General features: G+C 37.9%; 22 protein-coding genes, 1 tRNA gene and 1 pseudogene. 10 read left to right on the forward strand and 14 right to left on the reverse strand.

Translation table 11 applies throughout. The features are described 5' to 3' along the window. Nucleotides 1-227 precede the first annotated feature (227 nt). From rplS to CBF29_RS10125, 11 genes are all read right to left on the reverse strand, one after another. Entirely contained in the window at nucleotides 228-575 is a 348-nt protein-coding gene (rplS, locus tag CBF29_RS10075) for a 50S ribosomal protein L19 (RefSeq protein ID WP_126809600.1), read from the reverse strand. A 133-nt stretch (nucleotides 576-708) separates the two neighbouring features. Continuing rightward, nucleotides 709-1,476, reverse strand: coding sequence for a tRNA (guanosine(37)-N1)-methyltransferase TrmD (trmD, locus tag CBF29_RS10080; protein WP_126809652.1), 768 nt, complete (start codon nucleotides 1,474-1,476; stop codon nucleotides 709-711). Next, the gene (gene rimM, locus CBF29_RS10085; RefSeq protein ID WP_126809601.1) at nucleotides 1,466-1,990 is read right to left on the reverse strand and encodes a ribosome maturation factor RimM; all 525 of its coding nucleotides are present in this window, start codon (nucleotides 1,988-1,990) and stop codon (nucleotides 1,466-1,468) included. Before rimM ends, trmD begins: the two co-directional genes overlap by 11 nt. A 223-nt stretch (nucleotides 1,991-2,213) precedes the next feature. Continuing rightward, nucleotides 2,214-2,453 carry a KH domain-containing protein gene (locus CBF29_RS10090; RefSeq protein ID WP_126809602.1) on the reverse strand — a complete coding sequence of 80 codons (240 nt, stop codon included), beginning with the start codon at nucleotides 2,451-2,453 and terminating at the stop codon, nucleotides 2,214-2,216. Between the two features lie 13 nt (nucleotides 2,454-2,466). Beyond that, nucleotides 2,467-2,742 carry a 30S ribosomal protein S16 gene (gene rpsP, locus CBF29_RS10095; protein ID WP_126809603.1) on the reverse strand — a complete coding sequence of 92 codons (276 nt, stop codon included), beginning with the start codon at nucleotides 2,740-2,742 and terminating at the stop codon, nucleotides 2,467-2,469. A 274-nt stretch (nucleotides 2,743-3,016) separates the two neighbouring features. Continuing rightward, a complete protein-coding gene (ffh, locus tag CBF29_RS10100; protein WP_126809604.1) occupies nucleotides 3,017-4,456 on the reverse strand; it encodes a signal recognition particle protein in 1,440 nt (479 codons plus the stop codon). An 11-nt stretch (nucleotides 4,457-4,467) separates the two neighbouring features. Then, nucleotides 4,468-4,806, reverse strand: coding sequence for a putative DNA-binding protein (locus CBF29_RS10105; protein WP_126809605.1), 339 nt, complete (start codon nucleotides 4,804-4,806; stop codon nucleotides 4,468-4,470). A gap of 284 nt (nucleotides 4,807-5,090) precedes the next feature. Continuing rightward, a complete protein-coding gene (locus CBF29_RS10110) occupies nucleotides 5,091-6,260 on the reverse strand; it encodes a pyridoxal phosphate-dependent aminotransferase (RefSeq protein ID WP_126809606.1) in 1,170 nt (389 codons plus the stop codon). Between the two features lie 406 nt (nucleotides 6,261-6,666). Beyond that, nucleotides 6,667-9,138 (reverse strand): DNA topoisomerase IV subunit A, encoded by a 2,472-nt coding sequence (gene parC / locus CBF29_RS10115; RefSeq protein WP_126809607.1) that lies wholly within the window; start codon nucleotides 9,136-9,138, stop codon nucleotides 6,667-6,669. 21 nt (nucleotides 9,139-9,159) lie between these two features. Beyond that, nucleotides 9,160-11,250, reverse strand: a complete 2,091-nt coding sequence (gene parE / locus CBF29_RS10120; protein WP_126809608.1) for a DNA topoisomerase IV subunit B — start codon at nucleotides 11,248-11,250, stop codon at nucleotides 9,160-9,162. 495 nt (nucleotides 11,251-11,745) lie between these two features. Then, the gene (locus tag CBF29_RS10125; protein WP_170170043.1) at nucleotides 11,746-12,159 is read right to left on the reverse strand and encodes a GNAT family N-acetyltransferase; all 414 of its coding nucleotides are present in this window, start codon (nucleotides 12,157-12,159) and stop codon (nucleotides 11,746-11,748) included. A gap of 485 nt (nucleotides 12,160-12,644) precedes the next feature. Here CBF29_RS10125 and CBF29_RS10130 point away from each other — a divergent pair, with 485 nt between their 5' ends. Beyond that, the gene (locus CBF29_RS10130; RefSeq protein WP_126809610.1) at nucleotides 12,645-13,553 is read left to right on the forward strand and encodes an acetamidase/formamidase family protein; all 909 of its coding nucleotides are present in this window, start codon (nucleotides 12,645-12,647) and stop codon (nucleotides 13,551-13,553) included. Between the two features lie 96 nt (nucleotides 13,554-13,649). Here CBF29_RS10130 and selA read toward each other — a convergent pair whose 3' ends face one another. Together selA and selB are read right to left on the reverse strand one after the other, a co-directional pair. Then, nucleotides 13,650-15,032, reverse strand: a complete 1,383-nt coding sequence (gene selA / locus CBF29_RS10135) for an L-seryl-tRNA(Sec) selenium transferase (RefSeq protein ID WP_126809611.1) — start codon at nucleotides 15,030-15,032, stop codon at nucleotides 13,650-13,652. Between the two features lie 25 nt (nucleotides 15,033-15,057). After that, nucleotides 15,058-16,956 (reverse strand): selenocysteine-specific translation elongation factor, encoded by a 1,899-nt coding sequence (gene selB / locus CBF29_RS10140; protein WP_126809612.1) that lies wholly within the window; start codon nucleotides 16,954-16,956, stop codon nucleotides 15,058-15,060. 171 nt (nucleotides 16,957-17,127) lie between these two features. On the opposite strand from selB, the gene CBF29_RS13785 reads away from it, so the two are divergent. The 9 genes and pseudogenes from CBF29_RS13785 (at nucleotide 17,128) to CBF29_RS10175 (ending at nucleotide 21,551) form a co-directional block, all read left to right on the forward strand. Next, a tRNA-Sec gene (locus tag CBF29_RS13785) sits at nucleotides 17,128-17,224 on the forward strand. 522 nt (nucleotides 17,225-17,746) lie between these two features. Continuing rightward, nucleotides 17,747-18,184, forward strand: coding sequence for a helix-turn-helix domain-containing protein (locus tag CBF29_RS10145; RefSeq protein WP_126809613.1), 438 nt, complete (start codon nucleotides 17,747-17,749; stop codon nucleotides 18,182-18,184). Further along, entirely contained in the window at nucleotides 18,174-18,350 is a 177-nt protein-coding gene (locus tag CBF29_RS13790) for a hypothetical protein (RefSeq protein ID WP_170170044.1), read from the forward strand. Before CBF29_RS10145 ends, CBF29_RS13790 begins: the two co-directional genes overlap by 11 nt. 92 nt (nucleotides 18,351-18,442) lie before the next feature. Then, a complete protein-coding gene (locus CBF29_RS10150) occupies nucleotides 18,443-18,961 on the forward strand; it encodes a hypothetical protein (protein ID WP_126809614.1) in 519 nt (172 codons plus the stop codon). 187 nt (nucleotides 18,962-19,148) lie between these two features. Next, nucleotides 19,149-19,325, forward strand: a pseudogene (locus CBF29_RS14295) (tyrosine-type recombinase/integrase); the annotation flags it as partial. A gap of 654 nt (nucleotides 19,326-19,979) precedes the next feature. Then, a complete protein-coding gene (locus CBF29_RS10160; protein WP_126809616.1) occupies nucleotides 19,980-20,201 on the forward strand; it encodes a hypothetical protein in 222 nt (73 codons plus the stop codon). Between the two features lie 130 nt (nucleotides 20,202-20,331). Beyond that, nucleotides 20,332-20,511 carry a hypothetical protein gene (locus CBF29_RS10165; RefSeq protein WP_126809617.1) on the forward strand — a complete coding sequence of 60 codons (180 nt, stop codon included), beginning with the start codon at nucleotides 20,332-20,334 and terminating at the stop codon, nucleotides 20,509-20,511. Between the two features lie 177 nt (nucleotides 20,512-20,688). Further along, nucleotides 20,689-21,135 carry a universal stress protein gene (locus tag CBF29_RS10170; protein ID WP_170170045.1) on the forward strand — a complete coding sequence of 149 codons (447 nt, stop codon included), beginning with the start codon at nucleotides 20,689-20,691 and terminating at the stop codon, nucleotides 21,133-21,135. 152 nt (nucleotides 21,136-21,287) lie between these two features. Next, nucleotides 21,288-21,551: a hypothetical protein gene (locus CBF29_RS10175; protein WP_126809619.1), complete on the forward strand. Its 264-nt coding sequence runs from the start codon at nucleotides 21,288-21,290 to the stop codon at nucleotides 21,549-21,551. A 150-nt stretch (nucleotides 21,552-21,701) separates the two neighbouring features. Here the strand turns inward: CBF29_RS10175 and erm are convergent, their stop codons facing one another. After that, nucleotides 21,702-22,478: a 23S ribosomal RNA methyltransferase Erm gene (erm, locus tag CBF29_RS10180; RefSeq protein WP_126809620.1), complete on the reverse strand. Its 777-nt coding sequence runs from the start codon at nucleotides 22,476-22,478 to the stop codon at nucleotides 21,702-21,704. Nucleotides 22,479-22,562: the final 84 nt, after the last annotated feature.

Below are 22,562 nucleotides of genomic sequence, written 5' to 3' on the forward strand. Positions count from 1 at the left end.
TTCTCCTTACTTTTTAGGTTTAGACGCTTTAATAGTAACAGAAGAACTATATGTTTTTTTATTTAATACAAGAAAATAGGGCTGATGAACCAATTTTTGATTCATCAGTCCCATAAATTATAGAGCCATTTTTTAATAACCTGAATTGTAAAATTAAGTTGGAAAAGAAAAACCCCTTGATAATCAAGGGGTTTAACATTTTTAAATTTGGACGTTCTAAAAAATGTTTATCTTCGTAATTCTTTGATTCTTGCAGCCTTACCGTGTCTATCACGTAGATAGTACAATTTAGCACGACGCACTTTACCAAGGCGTGTGACTTCGATTTGTGCTACACGCGGCGTATGTACTGGGAAGGTACGCTCCACTCCAACACCATTTGAGATTTTACGAACAGTATAAGTTTCGCTGATACCAGTTCCTTGGCGTTTAATACAAACACCTTCAAAAATCTGGATACGTTCGCGTTCACCTTCGACAACTTTTGCATGTACACGCAAAGTGTCTCCAGGGCGAAATTCAGGAATATCTGAACGTAGTTGTTCTTTTGTGATTGCTTCAATAATTGGATTCATTTCATCCATCTCCTTATTCCAAACACTCATATGTTCTCTGACACAGCGGAATGTCGTAATAGATGAGCCTTTTGACTCACCAAATAATTTTATCATGACTAAGTTTGTAAGTAAAGGTAAAATGACTTTTTAATCACATATTTTCAGAATTATTTTCAGTTTCATCAACAGTTTCTCTTTCTATCTCTGCCAATATTTTTTTCATTTGCTCAGTTAACTCGATTTTTTCAAGCATTTCGGGTCTACGCTCATAAGTACGGCGTAAAGACTCTTTTAAGCGCCACTCATCAATAAGTTTGTGGTGCCCTCCCACCAGCACTTCTGGTACTTTCATTCCTTTATAATCTGCCGGCCGCGTATAGTGAGGATGTTCAAGCAGACCAGTAGAGTGGGAATCAGCCACAGCAGAGGCCTCATTGCCAAGGACTTCAGGCAAAAGTCTCACAGTGGCGTCAATCATCACCATCGCCCCCAGCTCTCCGCCCGTTAACACGTAATCCCCCAAAGACACTTCATCTGTTACAAGGGAACGAATACGTTCGTCATACCCTTCATAATGTCCGCAAATAAACACGAGATGTTCTTCTTCAGCAAATTCTTCCGCCACCTGCTGAGTGAACGGTACCCCTGCCGGATCCAGTAAAACTACACGTTTCTTTGTTTCGGGGTGGCTTTCAGCAATACTCATCAACGCATCATCAATCGGCTGAACTTTCAGCAGCATTCCTGCTCCCCCGCCATAAGGATAATCATCCACCTGCTGATGCTTGTTATCAGAAAAATCACGGAAGTTATGAACATCAATGTCGACAAGCTCCCGTTGGACAGCTTTGCCTAAAATCGATTCCGTCAACACACCATCAAACATTCTCGGAAACAATGTCAACACATCAATCTTCATCATCTATCAGTCCTTCTGGAATCTCCACATCCACTCGTTTATTAACGGTGTCTATTTTTTTTATGACAGACTCGATGTAAGGAAGGAGCACATCTTTTTTACCTGTGCGCTGCACCACCCAAACGTCATTAGCCCCTGGAGACAAAATCTCTTTTATTTTTCCCAGTTCCTGCCCGTTTTCATCGAAAACCGTGCTCCCAATAATCTCATGATAATAAAATTCATTTTCTCCCAAAGGTTGTGTATCTTCGATTCTAACTTTTAGTATACCGTCTCTAAACTTCTCCACATCATTGATATTCCCGTAGTCTTTAAAACTAATGACATCAAAGTTTTTATGTTTTCGGTAACTATTGATTATCAAAGGTACCGGCTCTTTGTCATCTTGGAATAAATAAAGTTGTGTCCCCTTTTTATATCTATCCTCAACAAAATCTGTCACAGATATTACCCGTACCTCACCTTTAATCCCTTGGGTATTCACTATTTTTCCCACATTTAAAAATTCTGTCATTACGTCACATCTTTCTTGTTTTATCCTTTCATATTGTAACATTACAAGGTATAACTGACTAGCTTTTCTAACGAAAGCAAGCTGTCATTTTTACAATTTTTGAGAAGTAAGAAATATCTTCTTTAAGAATTGACCAACGATAACAATCATATTCCCATTCTAAAAATGTCAAAACTAAAAAGCCATGAAATGATTTGACCAAGCAAATCATCTCACAGCTTTTTTAATCGACAATATTCAAGCGAATTTTTTTCGGACCTTTTGTCCTCACGGAGTAGACAATCGTACGAATTGCTTTAGCCACTCTTCCCTGTTTACCGATTACACGACCGATATCATCAGGATGAACGCTTAAATTATATTCCATAAAATCGTCTGACTCTTCAATTGTCAAAGAAATTTCTTCAGGATAACTGACTAACGGACGGACAATTGTTAATACCAATTCTTTCACATCTGTCATCTCTTATGCCACCTTATTTCTTTTCGTATTTCGCTTCATGATGTTTCTTCATGATTCCTTCTTTAGAAAGGATATTGCGAACTGTATCTGAAGGTTGTGCACCTTTTGCCAACCAATCTAGGACTAATTCTTCATTAATCGATACTTTTGCAGGCTCTTCAACTGGAGAGTATGTACCTACTACTTCAATATAACGTCCATCACGAGGAAAACGTGAGTCTGCTACTACCATACGGTAAAAAGGATTCTTTTTAGATCCCATACGTTTCAAACGGATTTTCACTGCCATCTATCTGTCACCTCCATGTTTCTTAATCACAAAAACTAGTTTAACATGTTAACAAATAGATGTAAAGTGTTTTTTCTTTACAGCCTGATTTTTTTCATCAGAAAAAGATGTTTCAAAAAATAAACCAAACATTTAGCTGGCTCTACCGGACGATAACTGTCATTGACTGTCATTGATGACCATTCAATCACCTGTCACGAAAATCAGCTGAATTTATGTTAATGATTGATTAATATTTTCCTGGCTTTAGCCGATCTTCAAAGTTATCTCTTTATTATCTCTTCTTTTTCCGTTTTTTTCGCAAAGCTTTCTTCTTGGCATTTTGTTGTTTACGTGCCATTTGGTTGAAAGCCATTTTACCCATTTTCCCTTTGACACCGCCACCGAACATTTGGTCCATACCCGCCGGCATCTTGCCGCTGCTCATCTGCTGCATCATTTTTTTGCTTTCTTTAAATTGTTTAATCATCTGGTTCACTTGAACCACACTATTTCCAGACCCTGCGGCGATTCTGCGACGTCGGCTTGGGTTCAGTAAATCCGGATTTACTCTTTCTTCCGGCGTCATGGAATAAACCATTGCCTTTTTACGTTCGATATCTTTAGGATCTATTTGCACCTTGTCCATTCCCGGAATATTATTCATCCCTGGAATCATCTTGATGATATCCTCGAATGACCCCATGTTTTGAAGTTGATCAAATTGTTCGATAAAGTCATTGAAATCAAAGGTGTTTTCTTGCATTTTCAAGGCAAGTTCTTCAGCCTTCTGCTCATCATAATCCTGCTGGGCTTTTTCGATTAATGTCAGCATGTCCCCCATGCCGAGGATCCGACCTGACATTCGGTCCGGGTGGAAGACTTCTATGTCTGTCAGTTTTTCGCCTGTCCCCACAAATTTGATCGGTTTTCCTGTCACCGCACGGATAGACAGTGCCGCACCGCCACGAGTATCCCCATCAAGTTTCGTGACGACAACCCCTGTGATAGACAACTGTTCATTAAAGCTTTCTGCTACATTGACGGCATCTTGCCCTGTCATAGCATCAACCACCAGCAAAATTTCATCTGGCGTAGCCAATTCTTTAATTTCCTTCAATTCATTCATCAAAACATCATCTATATGCAGTCGGCCGGCGGTATCGATAAAGACATAATCATTTTTTTGTTCTTGTGCCAGAGCCATTCCCTGACGGACGATTTCCACAGGACTCACATCTGTTCCCATGTCAAACACAGGCACATCTATTTGTTGTCCGATAACCTTCAACTGTTCAATAGCCGCTGGACGATAAACGTCTCCAGCAATCAGCAAAGGCCGGGCATCATTATTTTTCTTTAAGAAGTTAGCTAATTTCCCAACGAATGTCGTTTTACCAGCACCTTGCAAGCCTGATACCATAATCACAGTCGGGATTTTGGGAGATTTATTTAACGGAACAGCTTCCTGTCCCAAAGTTGCTGTTAATTCCTCATCCACTATTTTTACAATCTGTTGAGCTGACGTTAAAGTGTCTAGGACTTCACTGCCGACCGCCCGATCACTTACCCGTTTCGTGAAATCTTTTACCACATTAAAGTTTACGTCTGCTTCAAGCAACGCTAAGCGGATTTCCCGCATCATCTCTCTGACATCAGATTCCGTAATTTTTCCTTTACGACGCAATTTCTTCATTGCATCTTGTAATCGCTCAGTTAAACTTTCAAAAGCCATCTACAAAACTCCTATTCTTCAATTTCTTGGATAGTCTGCACCCATTCGAATATTTCGGTTTCTTCCGGATACTCCTTCATTAGTTTTCCTTTAATTTTTTCGATAATTTCTTTGCGAACGACATAATTAGAGTATAAATGTAATTTTCTTTCATAGTTTTCTAAAATTTTCTCTGTCCGCTTAATATTATCATAAACCGCCTGTCTGCTGACATCATATTCATCAGCAATTTCAGCCAATGAATAGTCATCTGCATAATACAGTTCAATATAATTCATCTGTTTTTCTGTCAAAAGTGTGGAATAGAATTCAAACAAAGCATTCATCCGATTAGTCTTTTCAATTGACATAAGCTTCCTCCTCCTAAACAATTTATCGCGTCTCTTTTTAAAGGCACTCGTTTTATCCTGCAATTACCCTTTTTAACACATGAATCATTACTAGAGAACGGAAAAACTCCTTTATATTATAGCATATTCTTGCACAGTGTTTGTAAAAAATGTTGGCATATATGAAAATAATGTGGTAGACTGTTCACATGCGATGAGGCGACAGAACTCGATTTATGAGTTCAGCTTTACCAATAACACTTTGTGGAGAGTGGGTAAAGTCGTAAAAAAACAGCAAAGGTATATTACCCTTGCTGTTTTTTATTTTCTACATAATCAGAAATACGTTTGACTGCTTCCTGCAAATTTTCCATGCTAGCCGCATAACTGATACGTACGTATCCTTCTCCACCAGGGCCGAAAGCATGCCCCGGAATAACGGCTACTCTATTGTTATAGGCTAACTCCCGGCAAAACTCCATGGAGGTCAACCCAAAATCAGATGGGATTTTAGCAAAAATATAAAACGCTCCTGACGGTTTCGCACATTCAAACCCTAATTCATTTAGCGAGCTAATCATAAAGTCTCGACGTTCTTTATACGCTTGCCGCATGACTAACCCTTCATCTTTACTTTCTGTTAAAGCTGTGGCAGCTGCTTTTTGAGAAATAGTAGATGCGGCGGTGACGATAAACTGGTGAACCTTTCGAATTTCTTGAGTGATTTCTGCAGGTGCCAGCGAAAAACCGATACGCCAGCCCGTCATTGCATGGGACTTTGACACACCGTGAATCAAAATAGTTTGTTCAGGCAAATATTCAGCAATCGACACGTGCTCCTCTTCATAAACTAGTTCACTATAAATCTCATCCGATAAAACAAAGATATCATGTTGCTTTATCACGTCAGCAATTTCCTTGACTGCTTCCCGATCATAGGTGACACCAGTGGGATTAGTCGGATAATTCAGTAAAACAACTTTGACCCTATCACCGTATTTTTCCAAATTTTCTTCCAACTGTTCTTTTTTTAGAATAAAATCTGTGGCAGAAGTATCCATGTGAACTATTTCAGCACCCGCCATGCTAATCACAGGTTGGTAGCCCGGAAAAGCCGGTGAAGGTATCAATACCACATCGCCGGGATTAAGAATCGCCAAAAGACTGGAAGCATAGGCTTCTGTGGCACCGACAGACACAGTGATTTCATTGACGGGATCATAAACCACATGATACTTTTCTTTCATAAAACCAGCGATAGCTTCTCTTAATTCTAATAATCCGGGATTTTGAGAATAATGGGAAAAGTTATCCTTTATTGCTTGTATCCCAGCTTGTTTTACTTTTTCAGGAGTATCAAAATCTGGTTCTCCCAACGTCAATTTAATAATATTTTCTAATTGACCGACTTCTTCGTCAAAAGCTCTAATAGGCGATGGCTTGATGCTGCCTAATCGTTTATTAAAACGACTCATTGTAACGTCCTCCTTTAAAATGTTGACCAATGTTTTATCAACAATTGTCTTACATTATAATACAATTAGAAACAAAACCCAATAACTTTTTTGTTTTTAATTTACTCAGTCCTTATAAATCATCAAAAAAGAAAGGCTGAGTAAAGGACGTTCCATGCTTTAACCCTCGTCCACCAAAACTGTAGGCGTAAAAGAATTGAACTTCCCAATATAAAACTAGCAAGATCAGTAGTTGAAAATTTTTTTACATCTTCTTTCTTCACTTGGTTTTTACAAATGACATAACCCCAATGTTCTTCTGGAAATCTCCACCATCAATAATATAGTTGATTTTTTCACTATAAATTTAACGGACAAGACCATCTATCTCCCAAATGGGTCAGCTGATAGAAGGACTTGTCCAGTTTTATTCATCGTTATCTGTGTCATCTTTCGTGATGTCTGTCTTAGCAACTTGCGAAGCTGCCACCACCAGACCGTCAACTTTTTCATCAGTCAAGAATGAACCATTAGAGGTACGGTCACTGATTGGATAATCTTTAGAGCTAAAGGTTTTTACGTTTCCTTTTTCAGTTATGACCTGAATTTCGTCATCATCTTCAGATTCTGCCATATAAACCACTCGGTGAGGATTATTCTTCAACTCACGAAGAACCAATATCCCCCGTTTTGCCCGGCTCAATGAAGAAATTTCCTGTGCCAGCATTCTTTTCACTGCGCCCCGTTGTGTCACTATTGTAATTGGCGTATCTCCTTCTGACCAAACCAAAATCCCGTTAACAACATGATCTCCTGCTTTAAGATTCATTGAAATCACACCGGCAGCTCTTGCCCCTACCACGCTCACCTCATCCAGTGAGTAACGTAAACCAAAATTCCGACGACTGACCAAAAACACATCCAGGTCGGCATTCTTATCAACCAAATAAGCGTTGACGATTTCATCATCGCCTTTTAGGTTCATACACAAAGTCCCCCGGCTTTTATACGTCCGCCAGACGTCAAACTCTGTCATTTCAGTTTGTTTGATCATTCCTTCTTTTGAAATAAACACAAACACTTTATTTTCGTCCAGATTTTCATAAGGATAAACATGGATGATTTTTTCGTCTTTTTCAAAATTAGTTATCATCTGCGACAAATGTTCTCCAACATCTTTCCAGCGAATATCACTTAATTCGTGAACTGGGCGGTAAATCATATTTCCCTTGCTGGTAACAATCAAAAGATGTTGTAAGGTATGCAGCTTCTCGGCAAAAATCAAGTAGTCCGTTTCCTTCATACCAATTTCTTCAGGGACAGAGGCACTATAAGAACGCAGACTGCTGCGTTTAATATAACCTTCCCTTGTCACTGACACGACCACGTCTTCTTGCGCCACCAATACTTCAGTTTCGACGACAATCTCTTCAATCTCCCGCTGAATATGAGTTTTACGAGGTGTGGCGTATTTTTTCTTCACTTCTCTCAGTTCTTTTTTCATCAATTTTAATAATTCTGTTTCATCACTTAAAATTAGATTTAAAAAGGCAATATTTCCCGCTAATTCTTGGGCTTCTTTTTTCAACGCAGTGATATCTGTGTTCGTTAAACGATAGAGTTGTAAAGAAACAATTGCTTCTGCCTGTGCCTCTGAAAAATCAAAGGCTTGGACAAGATTGTTTTTGGCATCTTTTTTATCTTTGCTCCTACGAATTGTTTGAATCACCTGATCCAAAATAGATAGAGCTTTCATCAAACCCTCAACGATATGCTGGCGTTTTTCAGAGCGAGTCAATTCGAAACGGCTGCGGCGTTTGATCACATCTTTACGGTGTGCGATATAAGCTTCCAAAATTCGAATCAATCCAACTTGTTTAGGACGTTGTTCGTCTATTGCCACCATGTTGAAATTATAATTAACTTGCAAATCGGTATTTTTATAAAGGTAATTTAAAATCCCTTCGGCGTTGGCATCTTTTCGCAACTCAACCACGATCTGCAACCCTGTCCGGTCTGTTTCATCACGGACTTCTGTGATACCGTCTATTTTTTTCATCAAACGGACTTCATCTATTTTTTTGACTAAGTTTGCTTTATTGACTTCATAAGGAAGTTCGGAAACTACTATTTGTTCCCGTCCAGCCTTTACTTTTTGAATCTCAACTTTTGAACGAAGCACCACTCGGCCTTTTCCTTCAGTGTACGCATTCTTTATTTCGTCCTCGCCTTGTAGGATAGCGCCTGTTGGAAAATCAGGTCCCGGAATAAATTCCATGATTTTTTTCAGTTTAGCATTGGGGTGATCGATTAAATATATCGTTCCGTCAATAACTTCTCCCAGATTATGAGTCGGGATTTCAGTTGCATATCCCGCAGAAATCCCTGTGGAGCCGTTTACCAGCAAGTTTGGGTAACGAGCCGGCAGTACTGTCGGTTCTTTTTCAGTATCATCAAAATTCCAAACTAAGTCCACTGTTTCTTTTTCGATATCTGCCAGCAACTCGCCGCTCAACTCAGACAAGCGTGCCTCAGTATAACGCATGGCAGCTGCCGGGTCCCCGTCCATACTCCCGTTATTACCATGCATCTCAATTAATACATCTCGCAGCTTCCAATCTTGGCTCATTCGCACCATAGCCTCGTAGATACTGCTATCGCCATGGGGGTGATAGTTCCCCATGATATTTCCCACGCTCTTTGCAGACTTCCTAAAGGCCTTGTCATGGGTGTTGCCATCTTCAGCCATGGCAAATAGAATCCGTCTTTGAACCGGTTTGAGTCCATCACGGATGTCCGGCAATGCACGTTCCTGAATAATATATTTTGAATAACGGCCAAAACGATCTCCCATGACATCTTTCAGTGCCATTTCCTGAATATCATTTCGTTGCTGCATTCTTTCCACTTCCTTCACTCTCTAAAAATCTGCAAATAAATCTATTTCTTTAAAATCCTCATCACTTGTTCCATCTGACTCAGCAATTTTGCCGCTTGCTAGCTCTTCCTCTGATTTTTCAACCGTGGTTTGAGCAAGTTCATGATGTTTAGTTTCTAGGATGCTCCCTTCCTCTTCAAGGGTGAACGCCACATTATTTTCAATCCAGCGGCGGCGTTTGTCTACCTTATTCCCCATCAAAGTGGACACGATTTTTTCATTACTGCCCGATTCTCCGTCCTCTTCTGAAAGTGTGACACGAATCAGCGTTCGGCTCTCTGGATTCATTGTAGTCTCCCACAGTTGATCGGCATTCATTTCCCCGAGACCTTTATAGCGTTGCAGCATATATCCTCGACCAATTTTTTGGGTAACTTCTGTCAATTCTTCATCGGTCCAAGCGTACTCAACAATTTCTTTCTTTCCAGTCCCTTTGGACACTTTATACAGGGGCGGCATAGCAAGGTACACTTTGCCTGCTTCAACCAGCGGTGTCATAAAACGATAGAAAAACGTCAGCAAGAGCGTTTGGATGTGAGCCCCATCTGTATCAGCATCTGTCATGATAATGACTTTATCATAATTACAATCTTCAAGAGTAAAGTCAGAGCCATATCCTGCACCAATCGTATAAATCATCGTATTTATTTCTTCATTTTTCAAAACATCTTCTAGCTTAGCTTTTTCTGTATTTAAAACTTTCCCCCGCAGTGGCAGGATTGCTTGAAACTTGCGATCCCGTCCTTGTTTGGCAGAACCGCCAGCTGAATCCCCCTCTACAAGATACAACTCGTTTTTCTTAGGATTTCGGGACTGAGCCGGTGTTAATTTGCCGGAAAGCAGAGAATCTTTTTTCCGTCTCTTTTTCCCATTGCGGCTATCTTCACGTGCCTTACGAGCAGCTTCACGTGCCTCGCGGGCCTTCAAAGCTTTCCGTACCAGCATTTGACTAATCTCATTATTTTCTTGCAAATAAAAACCCAGTTGCTCAGAGATAATCGTTTCGACCACAGTTCTTGCAGAGACTGTGACTAATTTTACTTTCGTTTGACTTTCAAACTGGAGTAGATTTTCAGGAATCCTAACAGAAACAATCGCCGTCAGCCCTTCCCTTATATCACTGCCGTCCAAATTTCTATCCTTTTCTTTAAGCAGCCCCACTTTTCGGGCATAGTCATTAAACCCTTTGGTCAACGCTGTCCGCATACCAGTTTCGTGAGTCCCACCATCTTTTGTCCTTACATTGTTCACAAAAGACAGAACGTTTTCTGAATAGCCGTCATTATACTGAAACGCAAATTCTGTTTCTATTTCATCTTTTTCCCCTGAAAAATAAACTACAGGTGTCAAATCATCTTTTTCTTCGTTCAAATAGTCGATAAACTCTTTGATACCTTCCTCATAGTGAAAAACTTCTTCCACTGGTTCTTCCGGGCGTTCATCCCTGACAGTGATTTTTAAGTTTTTAAGCAAGAACGCTGATTCACGCAGGCGCTCAGTCAATATTTGAAAAGAAAAATCCGTCGTAATAAAAATCGACTTATCCGGCATGAATTGTATGAACGTGCCATTTTTCTTTTTGGAAGTTTTACCAAGCTTTTTAAATTTTTTATCTGGTCTGCCGCCGTTGCGAAATTTCTGTTCGTACTCCACACCATCGCGAACGACTCGCACAATCAACCACTCTGAAAGTGCATTGACCACACTGGCTCCAACACCGTGAAGTCCCCCGGAACTCCGGTAACCTCCTTGACCAAACTTTCCTCCTGCATGGAGTACAGTGAAGATTACTTGAACGGTGGGTACACCAGATTTATGCATGCCAATAGGGACTCCCCGTCCAAAGTCTTCAACACCAATGCTTCCGTCTTTGAAAAGCGTGACTTTTATTTCGTTTCCGTAACCTGCCAATGCTTCGTCTACTGAATTATCAACAATTTCAAAAACTAAATGATGCAAGCCTTTGGAATCATTGGACCCGATATACATCCCAGGTCTTTTTCTAACAGCATCAAGACCTTCCAGCACTTGAATGGACGAATCATTATAGTCATTTTGTACTTTTTTAACCATTCTCTGTCAAACTCCTTATTACCCTGTATTCATTAGAATGCTAATATACTCAGCAATACAGCTTTTCCATTATAACATTAAGTTTTTAAAATGAGAAAACAATTGAGGCATTTCTCATTTTATCAAATCAGTTCTTTCTTATCATACGTCATAATTATGTAAATTTAAAACAAAATTTTTCAACTTGTGAAAATTTTCTGTTTGTTTCCCAGTTTAAACGAAATAAAACACCTGACACAACACCAACAACATTTACAACATCTATAAAAAATAGCTCTGATGCCCTTTCAGGTATTCGTAAAAATACTCAGTTTACTGGGACCATAGCCGCCTTCGATTATTGCATGGTCTCACCCAATACCAAAATAAAAAGCCTTTTGGAAAAATCCCTAAGGCCTCTGCTTTAATCTTATCAGAATACAACAATTAAAAATACTTCTATCACATCTATCGTGCTTATCCAACCATCATAAAGCGTTCAACATGCTTAAAATCTCATCTCCGATAAAGGCCAATCAATCCAATATCTTCAAATACACTTAGCCCCATCTTTTTATACCACTTAATGATTCCTTGATTCTCCTTCGACCCATCGGTAATCAACACAAGCTGACGAATGTGCTTTGATTCATCTAAAATCTGTTTGATAAGTGCTGTGCCGATTCCTTGTTTCTGGTACTCCGGCATAATCAAAATATCCTGCACGTATTGAATCGAGAGTCCGTCTCCTACTGTACGAATCAGACCTATTAACCGGTCGTCTTCCCACGCTGACACAACAGTCTGACTGTTTGTTATCAGTAGTGACAGATTTTCCACCTTATCTGTATAAGAAAGCCAGTTCACAGAAGTATATAATACTCTTAAATCTGCATCTGAAATTTCTTTTGTTCTTTTATACTGAATCATTTTATCACATCTTTCATTTACATCATCCACGGAAAACTGCCATGTCCATGGATAAAGAGATAATTTTTTCTTTGAGCAGCAAACCCTGTTTAAAGGCAAAAAAAATAGTCTAGCAAGTGGAATTTTCTTTACATCCAAACACATCCGAATCAGGTTTTTGTATCACAACCCAACCCTCTATATTAAACACTTGCTAGACCATATTCAATTGGTAAGGAGTACTCAAATTCCCACTTCCTTTTTACAGTTTCTTTAAAGCTCATACAAATTCTCTTCACACGTAGATACTATCTTCTTCTACTTTCTTACCGGGAATTCATACGCCCCTTACACATTATTTATACCATATTTGGCGTTTAATTGCAAGCGTTTTATTTACTTAAAATACAAGTTTTATCTGATAAGATAAATAAAATAAAACGGACATCTGTGTTACAATTTAGCCAACGGAGAAATACACAAAAAATTGTGAAAGGACGGATTCTATGAAAATTTTTTCAAGAGATCATGTGATTTACAACTTTGAATACGGTGTAAAGGAACGCTATCGTGTAAAATCCGGCGACACTTTTGTCGTCGAAACCAATGACTGCTTCCATCAGCAAATTACCAATGAAGAACAGTTATTGATGGAAATCGATATGGACATTGTCAACCCGGCAACAGGACCCATTTATATCGAAAATGCTGAACCGGGTGATATTTTAAAAGTTGATATACTTGATATTACACTGCCCGACCATAGTGTGGCAGCGGCAGTTCCCGGCGAAGGAGGATTACCTGAAGAATCAACCACACCTATCGTGCAGATCATTGAAATTAAAGAGGGCAAAGCACACTATTTAGGAAAAGAAATCCCTGTTCATCCGATGATTGGTGTGATCGGTGTGGCGCCAGCAAAAGAAGATGGTGTCTGGGGTACACACACTCCTTGGAAACATGGCGGCAATATGGACTCTAAAGTAATAGGTACAGGTTCCACTCTTTATTTTAATGTCAATCAATCTGGCGGTATGCTGGCCCTTGGTGATTGCCATGCTGCAATGGGAGATGGCGAATTGTGTTTTACAGGATTAGAAATCGCCAGTAATGTCCGCTTGCGAGTATCAGTCTTGAAAGAAAAACGTTTGTTGGACTGGCCGATTTTAGAAACTGAAGAGACAATCAATATCATCGGTTCAGGAGAAACTTTAGAAGTTGCAATGAAAGCAGCCTCCAGTGATGCTGTTGCCTATATCAGCGACACTCTCAACGTTTCCTGGCCGCAAGCCTACGTCATGGCAAGCCAAGCGATGGATTTAAGAATTTCTCAAGTCGTCAACCCGAGGAAAACAATTCGTGCTGAAATACCAAAATATATTTTGACCATGGACGAGTTGTTGGAAAAAAGATAACCATTTTTTAAACGATGTAGAACCCAAGGAGCAGCTGATGTTGCCCCTTGGGTTACTTAATGTGTTAGTTCAGTTAAAACATCTGCTGTCCATCGCTCAAAAAGCTAAAATTTCTGTTACCTTTTCAGAAATCAGTTCTATTTCTTCCTTCTCAATCGTGCGGACATCTAACAAGTATCTGTCAGAATGAATCCTACCAATTACCGGGCTCTCTCCTTGACGCAAACGAAAAGCAAATTCAGTGACACTTATCTTTTTAGGTTTGACAGAAACTATCCATGTAGATAATTCCTGTTCCGGCATAGACCCGCCGCCGACTTGTGATTTTCCTCTTGTTAATGTTATGTCCGCCTCGTTCAAGTGAGAAAGGCTGTTGAATAATGTCTCAGCTTTTTCCTTTAACACACTTTCCGACACAGTCAGCATGTGCAGTGCAGGAATTGTCTGAATCGCTTTTTCTTCATCGAGGTATTGACGAAGAGTACCTTCTAACATGGCTATTGTCAGCTTATCTATCCTCAAAGCACGGGTCAGCTGATGTTGTTTCATTTGGTCAATAAATTCTTTTTTACCAACGATGATACCCGCCTGAGGACCACCTAATAATTTATCTCCGCTGAATGTCACAATATCCGCACCGTCACGAAGGGCGCCGCTGACCGTTTCTTCTTTTCTCAATCCGTACTTGTCTAATTCTATCAATGTCCCGCTGCCCATGTCATAGATCAACGGAAGTTCTGCAGCATCGGCAACTGTTTTCAGTTCTTTCAATGAAATACTTTCCGTAAAGCCGCTAATAGTAAAATTGCTTCGGTGAACTTTCATCAGCAAACCTGTCTGCTCCTCATCAATTGCTCTTTCATAATCCGAGGCGTAAGTTTTATTGGTCGTCCCCACTTCTTTAAGGTCACAGCCGCTTAACTTCATGATTTCCGGAATTCTAAAAGACCCGCCAATCTCCACCAACTCTCCCCTTGAAACGATGACTTCTTTTCCCGAAGCAAGGGCAGATAGACTCAGCAACACTGCTGCCGCATTGTTATTCACTACCAGCGCCGCTTCCGCACCAGTCAACGTGATTAATAATTTTTCTAAATGTTCATAACGGGACCCTCGTTGCCCTGTTTCCAAATCGTATTCCACATTAGTGAAATGAAAGGCAACATTCAGCAACTGTTCTTTTAAATCAGACGGAAGTTTCGAACGCCCTAAGTTTGTATGTAAAATCGTTCCAGTGGCATTGACTACTTTTTTGAGCGTAGGCTGATACGCTTTCGCAATCATTTTTTTTGCTTCTGACAACAAACAGTCCAATGTTTTCGCCTTGTCTCCACTTTCCAGCTGCTGTTTTCGACTGGCCGCTGTCACTTTTCTAAAGCAGTCTACTACAAGTTCTCTAGGATAGTCAGCAAGCAATTCTTTTACCATGTGTGTTTGAAGCATTTCTGTCATCGACGGCACAGACACTTTTTTAGTCATCTCTCTACCCCCTTTTCCTGAGTCATTATTTTTCATCTTGATGATGTTCAACTGTTAATATTCTGTAATCGTCCACTCTTTCTGTAATACGACATTTATCAAGATAATCCAATATCAACACTGCATATTTCCTGCTGGCACCAATCAAATCTCTGAATTCTGCCAAAGTCAGTTTGCCATGAGTCTGAATATGTGTCTTAACCAAGCTCACAGCTTGATTAATATTATCGACATGGAGGACAGTTTCAGAATCTAATTGAACCACTGTTTTTCCAATCAGAGAATCCAACACTTCTTTTCTTTGTTTATTCCCCTCAGTCAATTCATCCTGTTTCATCGCTAAAAAGCCTGCATTCAGCAACTTCTGTTCGATATCTTCTCTGTCCTTTTGCTGATAAGCATTATAAACGATTTTAAATCCTGTCAAAGAAACCAGCGGCGTCAATTTGACTAGTTCATCTTCAGCCATTTTTGTCAGCAAAATATCAAAATCTTTTTGCTTCATTTCCAGACCGATTTTCGTCCTGAGCTCCTCTTTGGTCATTCCCTCTCGCAAACGGTATTTTTTGTGGTAATCCGTTAATTGAAGAACAACCAAATCTTGAAAGTGCTCATAGTATTCTGCATGAAGGTATTTTTTTCCAAATGGATAAATCAAGTGATTATCAACCATCTTTTCCAACACATGAGTGATTTCTTCTTGACTCGTGCCGAAATAGGAAGAGATTTCTCCACTCGATATCAGCACTGCTGAATAGGACATCATGTAATCGCTGATTAGATTTTCCATTGAGTTTTTTTCTTTCATTTTTAATTTTTCAATAACTTCTTCACTAAAGCGTCTGTGTTTATCAGGAAGTTCATCTAAAACTCTCCCTCCGCCTATGGTCGTCATTGGAGAATAAGATCGCAAGATAAACCTGTCTCCTTTTTTCGCAACGACTTCCTCTTCAAGCCTCAACTGGAGATAGGCTTCTGAGCCGGCTGAAACTTCCTCGACCCCAATAGGTACTACCCGGCACATAATTTCTCTAGTCCCTAGATGAAGTCTGACACGATCCCATAATTCCAGTGAAAAATTTTCCAGCAATGAAACCTTGACATCAAGCATCCAAGTTTTTTTCAATGTATCAGGAAAAGCTAACGTATCTCCACGTTTTATTTCACCCACTTTAATATTAGCCAGATTTAAAGCTGTCCGCATATGGGGATAGACCCGGGACACATTTTGTTCGTGAACTTGAATATTTCGAATCTTTGTTCTTTTGCCTGAAGGATACACTAACACTTCGTCCCCTACGGTCAACTGTCCGTCCATCAAAGTGCCTGTCACAACAGTCCCGAAACCTTTCACAGTGAAAACCCGATCAACGTGCATCCTCGGCATATTGATAGCCGTTTCTTTTTTTTCTATCTTTTTTCTTTTCTTATCAATTAATTCAATCAGAGCCGTTATACCGATATTATCCACCGCATCAACTTTAACTAGCGGTGCCTCTTCTAATAACGTGCCATTAAATTGCTCACGTATATCCTCTTCCACCAATTCCATCACGTCATCATCAACTAAAGAAATTTTGGTCATCACGATGATATAATCTTCGATTCCCATCAACTGCAAAATATTAGCATGTTCCTTAGTTTGCGGCATGACTCCTTCAGTGCTGTCAATAACTAGCAACACCAAATTGATGCCTGACAGTCCCGCCATCATATTTTTTATAAACCGTTCGTGACCGGGCACATCAATGATCCCTGCCCGATTGCCGCTGGGTAAATCAAAATACGCAAAGCCTAAATTGATAGATAATCCCCGTTGTTTTTCTTCTTTTGTCGTATCTGTTTCGATACCAGTTAACCTTTTAATCAACGTCGATTTTCCATGATCAACGTGTCCTGCAGTCCCAATGATAATATGTTCCATCTAAATCCCCTCTTTATCTCAAAAGCTTAGATATATTCGACTCAGAGAATCTGTTTTCTATTCATAATCATAACATAAAGTAGTCGTATCCCGCATTTTTTACTGATTTTAAACGGCAGACATTTCCTTGATTTAATAGACCTCTACTTTTTTCTATGATATACTACTTTCGGGAGTGGATGGGTTCTGGTGTTCCCTCTGGTCTTCAAAACCAGTATGAGGAGTTAAGAGCTTCTTGGGTGGGTTCGATTCCCACACATTCCCGCCAAATGATTTTAATTGGTTTTAATTCGTTTGAGAACTTAACATATCAACAAAACACAAAAAGGCATTTTGATTTTGTTTCAATTATTTAGATTTTGGGTATGTCAAAAGGTATGTCATTTTCATGTAAAACTATTTTTCTACGTATTCAAATGTATAATTATACATTTGAATAATATACATTTAAAACACTCATATTTTTGAGTGTTTTTATATATGTTGTACTTAATTTGACAATTCTTCAATTTCTTTAATTTTTTTATATAGCATTATCTCACCCCTTATTGAATAGACAGAGATATAAAATTTCAGACCAAAGCTATTGACTAACAATAGATTGTAATCTATCATAAATATATGAATATTTTTATAAATAAATTTAGTCCCCACTACATTTATTTACTGCCTAAAAAAATATAATCTGCAATTTTATTCCCGACTTACGACTATACTCTAATAACAATGGATTATGATCTATTTTTCAACTATAAAATCCATTTTTTAGAGCGTTTCTAAAGGAGAAATTATGAACACAAAAGAAATTGTAAAGAGGCTAATCGCTGAAGACTCAACTATAAGTTCTATTGCAGAATTGGAAAGGAAACTTGATATTGCAAATGGAACAATAAACAAATGGGATAAAAGTCAGCCCACTACAAAAGTGTTAGAAAAACTTGCCGATTATTTTGATGTCAGCATAGATTTTCTTTTAGGAAGAACGAAAAAGAAACATTATTATTCACTAACTGACAAAGACGAAAGAGATATTCAAAAAGTATTAGAGAAAATAATAGAAGATTTATCCGCTGGGGGGGCATTAGCATTTTCAAAAGATTCTAATGAGGTGGATAAAGAAACAAGGGAGTTGCTCATTGCATCTTTAGAAAATTCTTTGCGAATCGCTAAAATTGAAGCTGAAAATAAATGTACACCTAAAAAGTATAGGGATGAACATGGAGGATGAAAATGATAAGCTTTTAACGTGTGGACAGGAATTAGGACACGCAGTTTACCATCCTGATGAAAATATGCCTACACCATCTAAAAAAAATATTTCAAAATTGAGAAAGAAGCAAACTATTTTGCAACCCGACTTTTTATTGATGGCAGCCACAACGATACTGAGTTGATAAGTAAATATGACATATTGGAATGTTATGGATTGCCAACTCATTTTGCGGGATTTGTAAATTAATTTATATATATTGAGGGAGGATTTTAAATGTTTAAAAAAAGTTTTGTACTGATAACTAGTTGTTTACTTCTTTTTATTTCCGGTTGCGGCTCGAAAGATAAAGACATCAAAAAAGAAGCCAAAGAATCTACTGTGGAATCCACTGAAAAAAAACCTGAACTAACACTTGAAGATATACTAAACGAATATACAAATTTAATCGTAGAGGTAGCATCTAACCTTGTTGAAGAATATAATGCTGAATACCCTAGTGTCGAAAATGGAATTGAAGGTCTCGAAGAATTATCAAATAGAAAAATTGACGATCTCGCAATAATATCAAATGATGGTATTAATAAAATGGCAACCTTAGTACACGAGTCTGAATCTATCAGGTACGAAGAATATGAAGAATGGGCAGGAAAACTGACCGAAGTCTACACGATAGAGGCCCAAAAAATAACTGATGCATATTGGCTATCGGTAAACAATTTAACGTCTGTGCCACCTGTGGAAACTGATGATGCTCAGCCACCTGTAGACAATGTCGTGGAAGAGGCTCCTTAATCTATGGCTTCCATAGATTAAGTATGGACAAAACAGTTAAACCTATGAACCGCTCTAAGAAACCAAAAATCAAAGACAATTTTCTAGATAAGGATAAGCTGCTAACGTTTCTTGAATGTTCTAAAGATAATGATCGACCTTATATTTACGTTTTATTCCGTCTTCTTGCCTTTTCAGGCATGCGTAAAATGGATTGCGCCATACACATTGCAGCCTACTCTTTGAAGCTGGTGTCCCGATTGAATGAATCAAAGAAAGGCTTGGACATACTACATCCAAACAACAATGAATATATACTGATGTAACCAAAAAAGTGAAATCTAAAACAGCTTCGCAATTTTTAGATTTCATGAATGCAAAATAGCGGGTATGTCATTAATCCATCATTAGTCTTTAATTGGTTTTAAGCTATTTTAAAATTATATTTAAATTGCTGCTTTTAACATTTCAAAAGACTACTGTTGTATGAATATATAAAAATTTAAACCATTCAAGTGAATGGTTTTTTATTTGCTCGTTAAAACTTCCAATATACACTGGAGATTCTAATTTAATTATTCAATTTAAACTACCTTATCATTTCCGAACCACAAAAACGCAAAAAAATAGTCTAGCAGGCTTTTTCGTTTAGTTGAATCGATTTGAGACTCTGATAGCTCTCAATCTTCATTCTAAACACCTGCTAGACCTTTTCCATTAGTAAGGAATTTCTCAAATCCCCACAATCCTTTCCATGATTGACTTACTCGCCAATCGGTTCACTATTCTGCTGCTAACTGCTCTCAGCATTAACGGGAATTTATATCATCCCTTACATCTATTTTATACCATATTCGGAGGTTTTTTGCAAGCGTTTTCTATCAGTTGAAGAAAAGACAAAAAAGAAAGCAACTTTCTCTTAAATCCACCCCATTTTGAAAGTTAAAATCGATAAGCTTGTCTGTTATGGTGTATTCTTTTACTTCACAGGTTTTCTTTTATATACTTTAGTTAACAAAAACTTTTAGGAGTGACGAAAATGGAAGAAACTATCTTTTTCAATCTAGGAAATGCCCTTGCCTCTAAAAAAGACACGAAAGAACTTATGAGAACGGCTCAAGTAGAATATGACAAAAGAAAAGGAAAACTTATCATCGTCGAAGACTCTGAAAATGGCGAACTCGTATTATTTGACTTATCAGACAGTGAACATCCTTCAGAAAAGACACGAAAATATTTTGTGAAAAAAGTAATCGAATAGCTTTCTAAACTTATCTCACTAAAATCATCCAAATCACACAAAGTTTAAATTTTTTCCAATCAAGAGTGTTTTCTTTAAAAAATCATCTTTATGTACTAGAATTGAGGTACAGGAAAGGTGGTTTTTTAAAATGATTCAAAAAGAAGATATCACTAGACTTATTAATGAAGCAAAGAAAGAAATCGATCGTTTAGAAGCACGCCGTTCGACCGCTTTAGGTAATTCTATCAACTATGTGGAAAATGAAATTCGCATTCAACGTCTAGAAAGTGAAATCGAAGCATATGAAAAAGTATTGAATCTAGTATAACCAAACTTTTAAGAGTTGCAACCGTAAAATTTTTTCAAATGACCCAAAGAACTTCTCACAAATAAATGAGGAGTTCTTTTTATTGAAATAAATAGGATCTGTAAAAAATATCTGAAAATACAATTACTATATATACACACCGCTATATGATAAAATATGGGTAAGGAGGCGTTTAAAATGAGTGTAGAGTTTAAAAAAATTCTCGTGGCATTTGATGAGTCCGAGCCAGCCAAAAGAGCATTTGAATACGCAAAATCCCTAGCCGATAAATACGGTAGTCATATCACACTACTCCAAGTCTTAATTCCTGTCACTGATTACTTAATTCCAGATGCATTTGTCCTTCGTGATTTTGTTGATGGGCAGATAGAAATTGAAGAAAAACTTCGAAAAGAATTGGAAAGCAAGATTCTCCAATCGGACTATGCTCGAAAAAACGCCATAGATGTCATTGTCATGAGAGACACACCCAAAAATTGTATTGTTGATTTTGCTAAAAACAATGGAATTGATCTTATTGTGATGGGAGCAACAGGCAAACATGGTGTTCAAAAAGTTTTCATAGGATCTACTACTTCTTATGTCATGAGTCGTGCAACTTGTAACGTTTTAATGATAAAATAATTTTTATAAGCATTTATTCTAGTACTTTAGCAGCCAGATTTTCCAGAGAATGATTACTTGTGCCTATTGATTTTCCGTTCAATAATGTGACCTATAATCAAGAGGGACAAGTTATATCCTCTCTAATGAAAGCAAACAAGGGAGGCAGTGCTATGGCAACTATTTTATTTTTGGGCATAGGCATATTTGTTAGTTATTGGACCTACAAAATTTTAAAAAAGTTTGTCACTAATAATATTTTGTTATCGCTAGCCTTGTGGGTGTTTCCACTTTTAACAGTCTATCTAGTATGGGTATATGTAAACGATTGGGGTGGCTTCTTTTATCTAATGTCCGCATTTACGGCTGCTTTAACTAATATTTTTTTACATTTCCTTCTGGTGTATAGATATTTTAAACAACGTTTTGCTAATTAAGGTTAGTAGAAGCTAGATTAATAAACGAAATCAAGTGTCAACTTGAGCAACTTGCTCAGGTTGGTACTTTTTTATTTGGGATAAATTCAAACACGCAGGCATGAAGAATCTAAATAAAAAAGGAGCAGATTTCTCCACTCCGCTAAAAATTCAACTTTTAAATATGCTGCGTTTGTTATATGTTTTTTTGCTATTTTTTCGATTAAAAAGCAGGTAGCTATGATAAACAGATAGCACCTGTTCATAATTAACAATCGTTAAATCCTTTATTTTGGCATGTTTAATCGCTTGATGAAACTGATTTTTAGTAAATAGAATTCTATACTCCTGATTGACCCACTTTGAAACAAAATACAGATATTGAGTCCAATCTTCAGACTTTATATTAGACTTATGCCTGGTTAATTTTATCAATACACTGCTCACCTTGGGCTTTGGGTGAAAATATTTAGAGGGAATTTTTAGTAATAGCTGAATCGAGACTTGAGTACGCAAAAGCAATCCTAATGTGCGATGAATATCCAGCATACGTTTGTAGAATCCCTCTTCCACCACCAAAAATATCTCCGAGGCTCTACTTTCAAATACCGTTTTCTTAACGATTTTAGTGCTCAAATTATATGGAATATTGCCAACTATTTTATAATCAGTGCTGTCAGAAAATTTAAACTTGAGAATATCCTGATTGATTAGCCTAATATTTTTATTGTCTTGCAACTTTTTTGAAGAGAAATTAAACAATGTATTATCTAATTCTACAGAGTGAACACTTTTGCAATGTTCAGCTAACTTTAATGTCAAATGTCCCTTCCCTGTTCCAATTTCATAGACCATGTCAGACTTTTTTAGTGCCATTTTTTTAATGACTTGGTTGAGTATTCTATCACTTGTTAAAAAATTTTGTGAATATTTGATTTTTCTCTCCATGTAACCACTCCTAAGGTGATTACATCGATAAACAAATAAGAAGCTGAATGAATTATTTGTAATTTTATTTATCTAATAGATTTA

This window comes from Vagococcus elongatus (genome assembly GCF_003987645.1).
Taxonomy (GTDB): Bacteria; Bacillota; Bacilli; order Lactobacillales; family Vagococcaceae; genus Vagococcus_A; species Vagococcus_A elongatus.

Bases quoted from the DNA above. Each gene is read 5' to 3' on its own strand.
- rplS (WP_126809600.1), bottom strand. From the start codon at position 575: ATGAATCCAATTATTGAAGCAATCACAAAAGAACAACTACGTTCAGAT.
- trmD (WP_126809652.1), bottom strand. From the start codon at position 1,476: ATGAAGATTGATGTGTTGACATTGTTTCCGAGAATGTTTGATGGTGTG.
- rimM (WP_126809601.1), bottom strand. From the start codon at position 1,990: ATGACAGAATTTTTAAATGTGGGAAAAATAGTGAATACCCAAGGGATT.
- CBF29_RS10090 (WP_126809602.1), bottom strand. From the start codon at position 2,453: ATGACAGATGTGAAAGAATTGGTATTAACAATTGTCCGTCCGTTAGTC.
- rpsP (WP_126809603.1), bottom strand. From the start codon at position 2,742: ATGGCAGTGAAAATCCGTTTGAAACGTATGGGATCTAAAAAGAATCCT.
- ffh (WP_126809604.1), bottom strand. From the start codon at position 4,456: ATGGCTTTTGAAAGTTTAACTGAGCGATTACAAGATGCAATGAAGAAA.
- CBF29_RS10105 (WP_126809605.1), bottom strand. From the start codon at position 4,806: ATGTCAATTGAAAAGACTAATCGGATGAATGCTTTGTTTGAATTCTAT.
- CBF29_RS10110 (WP_126809606.1), bottom strand. From the start codon at position 6,260: ATGAGTCGTTTTAATAAACGATTAGGCAGCATCAAGCCATCGCCTATT.
- parC (WP_126809607.1), bottom strand. From the start codon at position 9,138: ATGCAGCAACGAAATGATATTCAGGAAATGGCACTGAAAGATGTCATG.
- parE (WP_126809608.1), bottom strand. From the start codon at position 11,250: ATGGTTAAAAAAGTACAAAATGACTATAATGATTCGTCCATTCAAGTG.
- CBF29_RS10125 (WP_170170043.1), bottom strand. From the start codon at position 12,159: ATGATTCAGTATAAAAGAACAAAAGAAATTTCAGATGCAGATTTAAGA.
- CBF29_RS10130 (WP_126809610.1), top strand. From the start codon at position 12,645: ATGAAAATTTTTTCAAGAGATCATGTGATTTACAACTTTGAATACGGT.
- selA (WP_126809611.1), bottom strand. From the start codon at position 15,032: ATGACTAAAAAAGTGTCTGTGCCGTCGATGACAGAAATGCTTCAAACA.
- selB (WP_126809612.1), bottom strand. From the start codon at position 16,956: ATGGAACATATTATCATTGGGACTGCAGGACACGTTGATCATGGAAAA.
- CBF29_RS10145 (WP_126809613.1), top strand. From the start codon at position 17,747: ATGAACACAAAAGAAATTGTAAAGAGGCTAATCGCTGAAGACTCAACT.
- CBF29_RS13790 (WP_170170044.1), top strand. From the start codon at position 18,174: ATGGAGGATGAAAATGATAAGCTTTTAACGTGTGGACAGGAATTAGGA.
- CBF29_RS10150 (WP_126809614.1), top strand. From the start codon at position 18,443: ATGTTTAAAAAAAGTTTTGTACTGATAACTAGTTGTTTACTTCTTTTT.
- CBF29_RS10160 (WP_126809616.1), top strand. From the start codon at position 19,980: ATGGAAGAAACTATCTTTTTCAATCTAGGAAATGCCCTTGCCTCTAAA.
- CBF29_RS10165 (WP_126809617.1), top strand. From the start codon at position 20,332: ATGATTCAAAAAGAAGATATCACTAGACTTATTAATGAAGCAAAGAAA.
- CBF29_RS10170 (WP_170170045.1), top strand. From the start codon at position 20,689: ATGAGTGTAGAGTTTAAAAAAATTCTCGTGGCATTTGATGAGTCCGAG.
- CBF29_RS10175 (WP_126809619.1), top strand. From the start codon at position 21,288: ATGGCAACTATTTTATTTTTGGGCATAGGCATATTTGTTAGTTATTGG.
- erm (WP_126809620.1), bottom strand. From the start codon at position 22,478: ATGGAGAGAAAAATCAAATATTCACAAAATTTTTTAACAAGTGATAGA.